Annotated in this window: 12 protein-coding genes; 8 read left to right on the top strand and 4 right to left on the bottom strand. The window is 47.0% G+C overall.

Annotation, left to right across the window (positions count from 1 at the left end):
- From vgrG to WBL83_RS05300, 8 genes are all read left to right on the top strand, one after another.
- The coding region (vgrG, locus tag WBL83_RS05335) for a type VI secretion system tip protein VgrG (protein WP_424588169.1) at positions 1 to 577 on the top strand (577 nt) is incomplete at its 5' end.
- Complete coding sequence (locus WBL83_RS05330; RefSeq protein WP_424588168.1) at positions 529 to 1,149, top strand: bacteriophage T4 gp5 trimerisation domain-containing protein; 621 nt, start codon at positions 529 to 531, stop codon at positions 1,147 to 1,149. The genes vgrG and WBL83_RS05330, both read left to right, overlap by 49 nt.
- A 4-nt stretch (positions 1,150 to 1,153) precedes the next feature.
- Positions 1,154 to 1,993 (top strand): DUF4123 domain-containing protein, encoded by an 840-nt coding sequence (locus WBL83_RS05325; protein WP_424588167.1) that lies wholly within the window; start codon positions 1,154 to 1,156, stop codon positions 1,991 to 1,993.
- Complete coding sequence (locus WBL83_RS05320) at positions 1,990 to 2,496, top strand: DUF3304 domain-containing protein (RefSeq protein WP_424588166.1); 507 nt, start codon at positions 1,990 to 1,992, stop codon at positions 2,494 to 2,496. The genes WBL83_RS05325 and WBL83_RS05320 overlap by 4 nt, the downstream gene beginning before the upstream one ends.
- A 31-nt stretch (positions 2,497 to 2,527) precedes the next feature.
- Positions 2,528 to 3,034 carry a DUF3304 domain-containing protein gene (locus WBL83_RS05315; protein ID WP_424588173.1) on the top strand — a complete coding sequence of 169 codons (507 nt, stop codon included), beginning with the start codon at positions 2,528 to 2,530 and terminating at the stop codon, positions 3,032 to 3,034.
- 31 nt (positions 3,035 to 3,065) lie between these two features.
- A complete protein-coding gene (locus WBL83_RS05310; RefSeq protein ID WP_424588165.1) occupies positions 3,066 to 3,581 on the top strand; it encodes a DUF3304 domain-containing protein in 516 nt (171 codons plus the stop codon).
- Between the two features lie 10 nt (positions 3,582 to 3,591).
- Positions 3,592 to 5,382: a hypothetical protein gene (locus tag WBL83_RS05305; RefSeq protein ID WP_424588164.1), complete on the top strand. Its 1,791-nt coding sequence runs from the start codon at positions 3,592 to 3,594 to the stop codon at positions 5,380 to 5,382.
- Between the two features lie 71 nt (positions 5,383 to 5,453).
- Positions 5,454 to 5,732: a PAAR domain-containing protein gene (locus tag WBL83_RS05300; RefSeq protein ID WP_424588163.1), complete on the top strand. Its 279-nt coding sequence runs from the start codon at positions 5,454 to 5,456 to the stop codon at positions 5,730 to 5,732.
- Positions 5,733 to 5,741: 9 nt separating this feature from the next.
- Here WBL83_RS05300 and mtgA read toward each other — a convergent pair whose 3' ends face one another.
- The 4 genes from mtgA to WBL83_RS05280 all read right to left on the bottom strand — a co-directional run bounded on the left by mtgA (position 5,742) and on the right by WBL83_RS05280 (position 10,698).
- Positions 5,742 to 6,470 (bottom strand): monofunctional biosynthetic peptidoglycan transglycosylase, encoded by a 729-nt coding sequence (gene mtgA / locus WBL83_RS05295; protein WP_424588162.1) that lies wholly within the window; start codon positions 6,468 to 6,470, stop codon positions 5,742 to 5,744.
- Positions 6,467 to 7,120 (bottom strand): isoprenoid biosynthesis glyoxalase ElbB, encoded by a 654-nt coding sequence (gene elbB / locus WBL83_RS05290; protein ID WP_424588161.1) that lies wholly within the window; start codon positions 7,118 to 7,120, stop codon positions 6,467 to 6,469. The genes mtgA and elbB overlap by 4 nt, the downstream gene beginning before the upstream one ends.
- A 235-nt stretch (positions 7,121 to 7,355) precedes the next feature.
- Positions 7,356 to 9,704 (bottom strand): aerobic respiration two-component sensor histidine kinase ArcB, encoded by a 2,349-nt coding sequence (arcB, locus tag WBL83_RS05285; protein WP_424588160.1) that lies wholly within the window; start codon positions 9,702 to 9,704, stop codon positions 7,356 to 7,358.
- A 61-nt stretch (positions 9,705 to 9,765) separates the two neighbouring features.
- Positions 9,766 to 10,698: a TIGR01212 family radical SAM protein gene (locus WBL83_RS05280; protein ID WP_424588159.1), complete on the bottom strand. Its 933-nt coding sequence runs from the start codon at positions 10,696 to 10,698 to the stop codon at positions 9,766 to 9,768.
- Positions 10,699 to 11,363: the final 665 nt, after the last annotated feature.

The following is an 11,363-nucleotide window of genomic DNA, read 5'->3' as shown; positions in this document are numbered from 1 at the left end:
AGTCACCACAAAGGATTACACCTTCACCGCGCCAGGCTGGCAGGCGCAGTACCGGGAAGAAGGCGCAAACCTGTCGTATCAGCGCCCGGACTATGAAATCTTTGACTATCCGGGGCGTTTTAAGGATGAGCAGCGCGGCGCCGATTTTGCTAAATATCAGGTGGAAGGCTGGCGCAATAATGTGGATTTTGCCAGCGGCACCAGTAACTGCCCGCAGCTCCAGCCGGGGCGCTGGTACACTCTCACCGGGCACCCGCGTGAAGACTTGAACCGCGCGTGGCAGGTGGTGTCATGCGAGATGACCGGCAACCAGCCACAGGCGCACACAGGCAGTTCAGGCCAGGGCACCACGCTCACCAGCCGTTTTTATGTTATTCCGTCCACACAGACCTGGCGACCGGTGCCGTTGCCAAAACCCCGCATAGACGGCCCGCAAATTGGGACAGTCACCGGTCCTGCCGGAGAGGAAATTTACTGCGATGAACACGGGCGCGTGACGGTGAAATTTACCCCGGGACTAAAACCCGGATGGCAATCCGCTCGCAGACCTACAAGGGTAACGGCTACAACGAACTGATGTTTGAAGACCAGACTGGTCAGGAATTGCTGTCGATGCATGCCCAGAAGGACATGAATCGGATAGTCAATAATCGCGATGCTTTCTGGGTTGGTGAAAATCAGCTGATGCATATCAAAGGCGAAAATCATTTACGAGTTGAAAGCGAAAAACGTGATTTAGTTAAAGAAGATTATTCACTCACTGTTTCACAGACTCTTCATATTAAAACTGAAGAAAATATGCTGATCGTAAATGGCAGTGAATATCACGTCAAAGCAGGCAGTAAAGTCACACTTGATGCAGGATGTGAGTTAACACTACAAGCCGGTGGCAACTTTATCAAAATTGACGCCAGCGGTATCCAAACCAGTGCAATTGTAAATATGGGGATGGGTTCTCCGGGTAAGGGCACAGAATGGAATGGGCAATTGCCAGATGAACTCACTCTTTCCCAAGGAAAATTAACGCTGGGAAAAAATAAGGCCGAGTCGCCTGATATGGCGGCTCGGCCTGAAATTGATGAAGATATTTGCCAGGAATGCATGATGAACTCAATGCGTGAAGATGCAGCAATAGTGGGTGGAAGTTAATACTATGACACTGTCCGAATTACTGATTGTTAGCCATATGACCCAAGAGACTACCACTTCATCGTATGCATTATTTGAAGCGGGTTTAGTTGAAAATAAAATTCTGCGTGAGATATGTGCATCCGCAAGTGACAGGATGAGATCTATTTTTATTCATCCACAGCTTGAGACTCTGGTTTCCATTGGACCATGGCTTATAAAAATCAATGACTTGAATGACACGATTCCACTCACTCTCGAAGAACAAGGGGCATTACATGGAATCATTATTTCCAGTGTTGCATTACCACAATTGGCAGAACAACTCTCCTGGGGCTGCGTTGTAAAGTCTCCGGTTAATAAAGGACTATTGTTGCGGTTCTATACGCCCCATGTATTACAACATTTATCGCAACGCAACGATCTGAATGGGTATTCGGCTCTTTTTAGTGGGATCAAAGAATGGTTTGTTCCCAATATTAAACAACGATGGTGGTCATTAGCGTTAATCCCCTCCTTAAACGCCGAATATGATAAGACCCAAAAAAATATTGAACTCGATCACGCTCTTTGGGAAATATTAAATGGTGACACTGACGTCAGCGCCTTATTAAGAGTATGGGTACAACAACCACAGAGTAAGAAATTCCCGGTATGTATTCAGCGTGCAATGGTTCATAAGGCGCTCAATAAAGCACAACAAGCGGGGCTAGCACGCCCCATTGATAAAAAAATATATGCTCTCCATTACTTGAGTGGTGGAAGTAAAGCTATTGAATCATCCGATATGGTCCTAGCAGTCGAAAAAGTTGCAGCAGGAAATATCACCCTCACCGAAGCACTTCTTCAGGACATGGAACTATGAGTCTGCTTTCCCGGCTGGAAAAAATAGATGCTGCGCTGCATCGCTTTTGGGCACGCTGGAGTCGCTGGTTATGCAGAGGATTAATTCTACTGGTTGCCATCTGGGGTCTGAACCTCGCCTGGGCGGTTTTTTTTGGGCCACCTACCGGAGGCGTCGCGCTGATCATTCATAGTGAGCTAGACCGCCCAATTCTTGGTTTTAGCGTTAATGGTGTTGCGGGGGGAAATGCTTTTGCACATGGAGGTGGGGCTCTTACATGCTGTGGGACTATTGAAGGGAAAACTGCTGAAGTTATATGGACACTGGATATAACTCATTCTCAATATTTACAAGGGATGCGACTGGAAAAACGACAAAAAACTCTGCCATTGCCGGTAAGAAAATGGGGGGAAGATAATCTGCATGTTCACTTCCTGCCAAATGATCAGGTCAAACTGGGATGGAGTCCTGATGCATGGTCCCCGTTTGAAAAGCGGCCAGAAATTAAGACAAAAAATAAATAAAGGACAGAGAGATAATAAGGATAGCAAAAATATGAATTTACTGTTCCGACTAGAAAAAATAGATGCTGCGCTGCATCGCTTTTGGGCGCGCTGGAACCGTTGGCTAGGAAGAGGATTAATTCTGCTGGGTGTTATCTGGGGTTTAAACCTTGCATGGGACGTATTTTTTGGACCACCGACCGGAGGCGTCGCGCTGATCATTCATAGTGAGCTAGACCGCCCAATTCTTGGTTTTAGCGTTAATGGTGTTGCGGGGGGAAATGCTTTTGCACATGGAGGTGGGACTCTTACATGCTGTGGGACTATTGAAGGGGATACTGCTGAAGTTATATGGACACTAAGCACTACACGCAAACAATATGATGCCGGTTTGCGTAAAGAAACTCGTCACAAAACTCTCCCGTTGCCGGAAAGAATATGGGGGGAGGATAATCTGCATGTACATTTCCTACCAAATGATCAGGTTAAACTGGGGTGGAGTCCTGATGCATGGTCCCCGTTTGAAACACGGCCCGAAATAAACACAAAAAATAAATAAAGGACAGAGAGATAATAAGGATAGCAAAAATATGAATTTACTGTTCCGGCTAGAAAAAATAGATGCTGCGCTGCATCGCTTTTGGGCGCGCTGGTGCCGTTGGCTAGGAAGAGGATTAATTCTGCTGGGTATTATCTGGGGTTTAAACCTTGCATGGGACGTATTTTTTGGACCACCGACTGGTGGGGTGCAACTCGTAATTCATAATGATCTGGATAGACCAATATTGGGTTTTAGCGTCAATGGTGTTGCGGGTGGGAATGCTTTTGCTCAGGGTGGCGGAGCAGTAACCTGCTGTGGGAATATTGAAGGGAAAACTGCTGAAGTTATATGGACAATTGATATAACTCATTCTCAATATTTACAAGGGATGCGACTGGAAAAACGAAACAAAACTCTCCCGTTACCGGAAAGAAAATGGGGAGAGAACTACCTGCATGTATATTTTTTGCCTGGCGATAATGTTCGTTTGTGGTGGGGTGAAGGGTTAAGCCATCCATGGCGGAAAATACCCAATTATGTAGAGAATAAAAATCAAGTTAAATAGGGATGTGTAAATGAATAAGGAACAAATTATTGGCAGTGCTAACCAGGCACAGCAAAATGAAGATAGCCATTCAAACTCTTGCGGACGTACCTGGCATCTGGGACTATTTTTTGATGGCGTGGAACGTAATATTGAACAAGATGCAACACAACATCGACTAAGTAATGTTGCACGTCTTTTTCGGGCATATCCAGAAAACAGCTCAAATACAAACAATTCATGCTTTGATAAATTTTACTTTTCAGGTCTGGGTACTCCTTTCAAAGAAGAACTTTCTGAAAAACTACGTACAGCGATGGATGGTGGCCTTGATAAATTTATAGATGAAGTTAAAAGCATTCCAGCAGGTGAACTGGAGGAGGCAGCCGGAGAAATATTTACCAAACCCTGGTATGAGGTACTGGATAATAAATTTAAGGAACTTTGTAATCCTCTGAAGTGGAAAAAGGTTATTACCGCAGTAAAGGGTAAAATACTAACTAAAGTGAGTATAGAGTCAACACCGTGGTTACGAGATAACAAAGTGATGTCTGCTATGTTTTTAACCGGTGTTGATACAAGAGTTTCTTCAGCGAAGACTCGATTTGAGGATTTTTATGAAAAAAATAACAACAACAATGCACTCCCTGTAAAAAACATTTCCATCTCCATTTTTGGGTTTGATCTTGGTGCTACCCTCGCGAGAAAATTCATCGATGATCTTCTTAAAGATATTTGCCAAAAAGAAGAGATCAAGGGTTCACCCGTAAAATACTTATATAACAAAGTCCCGGTAGATATTATATTTGCCGGTTTTTTTGATTGTTCACGCCATAGCCCCGCCAGTAGCAATAATGGGTTGGATTATTATGTCGCTTTACTGGGGGCGCCAGGAGAAGGTGTGAGTCTTTTTATGGGGGAAAAAGCTATCGACCAGGATACGCCTTTACCTTCAATGGTACGCAATGCTTTGCATTTGGTTGCAGCCCATGAGCGCCGCCCATGGCGTGGCATTTATTCTTTAGGCAAGGGAAAATGGCAAGAGATCTTGCTAGCCGGAAGTAGTGAAGATATAGGTGGCGGTTTATTACCAGATGAACAAAAACCCAGTGCGGAGTTATGCCGGGTGGCACTACATCAAATGTATCGTACCGCTTACATGGCGGGGGTTCCTTTTCCTGATTACCAAACCATGGACAAAATAGATACAGATATTGCCAGCTACTTTTATATGAACGACACCATCGAAGGGCGTTCCGCACAATATTGGGCAAGACGTTATCAGTCTAGCGTCGGCAACCAAACACTCAGTATTCATGCCCAAAATGCTCATCTTGACAGCTATTTTGACTGGCTTGGTCGACAGTACTACTTGTATTGCACAGAGCTGCAAAGAATAGATGCAGAAAAAGCAGACATTATGAGCACCATAACCTTGTCGACAGAAGACCCCGAAACACGGGCAAAAATAGCGGATAATCATTTGGCTCGAGAAACTTTGAAAAATAACTGGAGTTGGCTGGATGATGTAAAAGATCAAGCTCGTTGGTTTATTAATAGCGTAATGACAAACCCAAACGATACGCGAATACGGATTGCACCAAAAATTTATACTCCTGCATTCAAGCGTGCAGAAAAATTTCTGGAATACAGCGTTTGTGCGTATCAGCAAAAACCTATGCCAGCATCAACCGATAACGCTCCAGAAGAAATTTTTTCCTGGCTGGTTCACGATATTCAAAAGGTTGATCCAGCCGCATCAATTAGTGTGGATTTCCTGGCAATTCGCTCATTCGAAGTACCTGAAGTAGAAGAAGACTAATCCGGATAAAGAATTTGCAGTTGAAAATTTATCACCCGCTGATACCTAAGAAAATAATTCAGGAATAAATAATGAGAGCAATGATGACTCAAACCTGCCCGACAACAACGGGTGGAAAAATCCTCGAATGTGTTCCGACCATTACCATCGCAGGGTTACCGGTAGCGCTTATCGGAATGAAAGCCTCCTGCCAGGTGTGCAAAGGAATCGGGACAATCGAACCCTTGGGTCCGCATCTACAAAAATTCAACGATATTCCCATGGCTCTTCAGGGGGATCTCGTGGCTTGTGCTTGTCCTAAAGGGAGTAATACTCTTTTGCCCCTGGTCCCGTCGGTGACCGTTTTATAATCAACGCTCTCACTTCAACTCATGCTGCGCCATAAACGATTCACCACCTAGCTGGCGCATCTGACGCAAAATCCATTGCTGGCGTTGACGTACATAACCTGACGGGGCATTCGCTTTAAAGCGGATAGGATTGGGTAAAACGGCGGCCAGCAATGCAGCTTCTGACATAGTCAGACGGCTTGCTGGTTTATGAAAATAGCTCTGCGAAGCGGCTTCCACGCCAAAAATCCCATCACCAAACTCGGCAATATTCAGGTAAACCGTCAGGATGCGGCGTTTCGTCCACACCACTTCCATGCCCAGTGTTAAGCCTGCCTCGAGTCCCTTGCGAACATAGCTGCGCCCATCCCAAAGAAACAGATTTTTAGCCGTTTGTTGAGACAGTGTCGAGGCACCACGAACACGATTTTCGTTGCGTTCGTTGTGAGCTACGGCTTTTTCAATCGCTGCGACATCAAATCCCCAGTGATCAGGAAATTTCTGGTCTTCTGCCGCAATGACGGCAAGCCCCATCCACGGCGAAATTTCGTCCATGCTCACCCAGTCCGAGTGCGCAACATAACTGAAATCGCCACTGAACCAGGCACTGAACTGGCGCTCAACCATCACCGCGGAAAACGGCACCGGCATAAAGCTGAACAGGATTATCCCCGCTAACCAAAGCCCCACCAGTGCCAACAGGCCACGCAAAAGCCAGCGCTTGAAGAGGCTCAAGAGCGCAATACGCCCTTTCTTCATTCAGTCATATCCACGATGCGAGCCACCAGCTTTTCGATACCTGAAGCGGCTTCATCAATGCGTGTCGCTAACATGTAAGCAGGCGTCGTCACCACTTTATGTTCTTCATCAACCACAATATCATCGACCGGACACGGAACATGTTCGGCTCCCATTTCTTCGACGATCTCGGCGGTGTCGATATCGGTACCAATGGTCAAACGCACCGGCATATCAAGAATTTTAGGCAACATTACCGGAGCAATGCAGATGAAACCGAGTGGCTTGCCCTGGGCATGACAATCGCGGGCCAGACGACGTAAATCACTATCAACCACGCATTCACTGCCAAGACTCGCAAAATTGCACAGGTTTTTAGCTGCACCGAAACCGCCAGGGACGATTAAGGCATCGAGTTGGTTGGCATCGGCGTGAGCCAAGGGCATTATCGTACCGCGAGTGATTCGTGCGGCTTCAGCAAGCACATTACGATCCTCAATAACCTTATTATTAGAAAGGTGATCGATTACATCTGCTTGAGTTTTATCGGGTGCAAAACAGACAGCTTCAGCACCTGAGCGGGCGATAGCGAGCAAGGTAATAACCGCTTCCTGAATTTCGCTTCCGTCGTAGACCCCGCACCCACTGAGCACAACACCAATCTTCTTCATTTAGCCATTCCTTTTCATCATGCAATTTTTATCATCAGTTATGACGATTTGATCGCTATGCTTCACACATTTTACTGATTCATGTAACAAACTATTTAAGATTTGCTATCTTAATGCCTGAGCAGCACACGAGATTATCGGCTGCGCCATTTGGATAAATACTTATAACTCAACGGCGCAACCTACTTTTTCCCTGGTGTTGGCGCAGAATTCGCGCACCCCGGTTTATCCGGGGTCATTTTTTGGGAGCGTTTGCCACCCAGGCCTTCAGAACATCAACATCGTGTTGCCATTCTTGTTTCAACTCTTCAATCCACTCACCCACATTTTCTGACCATGCTGGTAAGTCCGGCGATTGAATTTGCTGAGCGACTTGTTGCAAATGACGTAAGCCAACAGACCCCGCCGCCCCTTTAATTTTATGACCTTCTTCCACCACCCCTTTTTGATCGCGGGCAGTCATATTGGAGTCCAGAACACTCAGGTAGCCCGGCATCATTTTTTCAAACATCGCCAGCCCATCGGTAATCAGTTTTGGCCCGACGAGGTCCATATACTGCTCAAGCATTGGAATATCGAGCAATGCTTGCTGCTTTTCACTATTAACTTGAGGCACTTGAGACTCCTTCTTAGACTCTGACTGTTGGTTGTCCCAGAATTTTTGGATCATCGCCATTAATGCCGGAACCGAGAGGGGTTTGCTCAGCACATCGTCCATGCCAGCATCCAGATACTCTTTTTTATCTTTCAATACGTTAGCAGTCAATGCCACCAGCGGTGGTAAATCTTCACGCGAATAACGAGTGGTTAACTGGCGGGAAATATCCAGGCCGGTCATATCAGGCAACTGGATGTCCAGCAGCACCAGGTCATATTCCCCTGGAGTGAATTTTTCCAGCGCTTCTTTACCCGTCATGGCGACATCGACGCTATTGCCGAGTTTCTCAAGCACAGAGCGCGCAACAATGACATTAAGCTCAATATCTTCCACCAGCAAAACATGCAACGCCGGCAGCGGCATTTCGTCATCTTCAAGCGTATCTTCAACTTCATCCGCGACGCGAGGCGCCTGAATCGTCAGGGTGAACAGCGAGCCTTCACCCGGCTTACTGCTAACCGTGATATCGCCGCCCATACTCTTAGCCAGGCGGCGCGATACCGCTAACCCAATCCCCGTACCGGTTGCAGGTTTACCACCATGGCTGTCTTTCACCTGGTAATACATGGCGAAGATCTTGTCCTGTTCGTCCTGAGGAATACCAATGCCGGAGTCCTGAACTTCAAAGCGCATGATGTTTTCTTCTTCATAACACACGCGCACAGCAACCAGACCACCTTTAGGGGTGAACTTCACGGCATTGCTGATGAGATTCCACAGGATTTGTCGCAAGCGCGTTCCATCCGTCACCACTTTATGCGGCAGAGGCAAGGTAGGGTTCATTTCCAGTTTCAGCCCTTTTTGCTGCGCCTGTAACCCGGAGAGGTTTTCTAAATCGGCGAGGAAACTGGTGAAATCAATTGGCTGGTTATCTAGCTGAACCTTGCGGCGTTCGAGTTTATCCATATCGATGATATCGTTAAAGATATTACCGAGTGTGATGGCCGAAACATGGATGGTTTTGAGGTAATTTGTTTGTTCAGGATTCAGCTCTGTATCCAACAGAATACGACTCAACCCGACGATACCGTTCAGCGGCGTGCGTAACTCATGGCTGATGGTAGAGATGAAGGTGGTTTTATCCCGGCTGGCGCGTTCAAGAGCATCCTGATAGCGTTTGCGCTCGGTAATATCGCGGCCAAATCCCATTAAACCGTGGCGTTTACCTACACGGTCGTAGTACGGCACTTTACGAATTTCAAAGCAGGCTTTGCGACCGTCAGGATAATCCAGCCATTGTTCGTAGGTCAGAGACACGTTATGACGAAATACTTTTTCGTCGGTTTCAATGACCTTCAGAGCCGCTTCTGGCGAATACACATCTTCCGGCTTCAGGCTGATTAATTGCTTCTCACTTTTGCCCGTCAGCAATTCCATGGCACGGTTGCAGCCTGAAAACTCTTTATCTTCATTGCGGTAAAAAACCAGATCCGGCGAGGCATCAAGGAAAGAACGGAGAAATGACGATTGCTGTTCCAGTTGGATTTGCGTCTCTGCGCGCTCTTGCATCTCAACCTTGAGTTGCTCAAGCATAGTCTGACGTTCATCTTCAGCTTTAACGCGAACAGCGATTTCCTGATTCAATTGTGCAATGTTGTCTTTAAGCTGCACATTGAGTTTGAGATCCCTTTCGCGCATCTCTTCGAGTTTCTGCACAAGCTTTGACAGCCGTTGGCGCGACTCTTCGAGTTGTTCAACCACCACAGAAAGGAAATAGACGGCCCAGGGAGTAATTAACAGACCAAAAAAGATCGAGCGAACGACATCAATACTTTCGACCTGGCCGCGTAACAGCATCGTCACGGCCATTTGCACCACAATAGCCAGCACCACCAATGCGGAAGCCAGCAACAAAGAGAAGCGCACTAATCCGAGCTTCACCATCAAATCAACGTAATACTGCGCAAGTAACCGGATTTGCTTCATGGAACGTTTCCTTCGCCTTCAATCTGCTAAATATACCGCAAAAAGATCCCACGCTCAGGAATTACAACAGAAATGTCGGGTCCCACGGTGTTCCGAGTGCTGAACCCTGAGGGCCATGCTCATTCAAATATTTATCGATTGCGCCCATTCCAGTCCAACGATTCTCACACCACAACGGTGCCAGCAGGGTTGGACGACGGGCATTTGCAGAAATGCGATGGAAGACAATATCGAGTGGCGTATGGCGAATCATCTCGCCTGCGGTGATGGCGTACTCATCCAGTTCGATAGCTTGCAGTCGGCCTGCCTGCCAACTTTTGGCCATGGTGCTGCCGCTGACAATATGGAGTGGGTGAAGTTTGATGCCATCAACGCCAGTCTCAACCACCTGCTCCAACGTTTGCAGGCATTGCTCCCGACCTTCACCTGGCAGGCCAACAATCAGGTGGCTGCACACTTTCAAACCGCGCCCACGAGCGCGACGCGTGGTTTCCTGATAACAGGCAAAATCATGCCCGCGATTAATTCGATGCAACGTTTTGTCATGTGCGGTCTGCAAGCCCAGCTCTAACCAGACTTCAAAGCCTTTGTCATGATATTCGCTTAACAAATCGAGCACGCTATCGGGCACGCAGTCAGGGCGTGTGCCGACACACAACCCGACAACACTGGCCTGGCTGACGGCCTGCTGGTACATCGAACGCAACACCTGCACTTCTGCCCATGTACTGGTGTACGCCTGGAAATAGGCGAGATAGTGCTGCGCACGGTTAACCAACTGCGACTGGCGCTCAAGTTGCCCGGCAATAGAGTGATGTTGTTGGGTTTCATCAGCGAAAGAGGCCACGTTGCAGAAAGTACACCCGCCTCGTCCAATGGTTCCATCACGGTTTGGGCAGCTAAAACCCCCGTGCAGCGTGAGTTTATGGACTTTATGACCATAACGGCGCTGAAGATCACCACCAAACATATTGACTAATTTCTGTAACTGCATAATCTGATGGGCCGCCCTGTAAAAGGGATGTAGCCTGCCATTTTCTGCCCATTTTAGCGATGACCTGGATCAATCGCTCTGGCGCAGCTTTATCCATTGCATATAAATGCAAAATTAATGCAATTTTACGCACCCGCAAGATGATTACTTTTCCTTATATTCACCCTCTATTTTTAAAGAATATCTGACCCTGTGAAAAACAGTGGCATACAACACGCCAAACCCCGTTGATAGCATAAGATCCTGCCGATACAAGCATTGCCAGCATGGTCTGGAATTTTGCAACCCCGCAGATAGTGAGAGAGATCACATTACTCAGGCGATTATCCTGCCGCTTAAATACGATAAAAATGATAATAAAATGTTTATTTTCATGATGTTAATGTGTGTTTAGCACATAATCGTATAAATAAGAATGCCATTTGACCTGTGTGCGCTTTCCCGATAACTTGGAAATCCGCTGGAAGCTTTCTGGATGGGTTCTGTGCCCATCATATTTATGCAGTAATTAAGATTCCCTCTAAAGCAAGTCCTCAACACTTGTGAAACCGGATGCGTAAGACATCAAGAGGGCGACACGCGAGGAATGCGTAGATGCGCAAACCCCGTCGCCATGCCCTTGCTGTGTCTGAACGCAAACGGTTGGTAGGGAGTCACGTAGAGCC

The organism is Buttiauxella sp. (assembly GCF_049686335.1).
Lineage (GTDB): Bacteria > Pseudomonadota > Gammaproteobacteria > Enterobacterales > Enterobacteriaceae > Buttiauxella.
The sequence above is the reverse complement of the archived record's forward strand: the minus strand, read 5'-3'. Positions and strand labels throughout refer to the sequence as shown.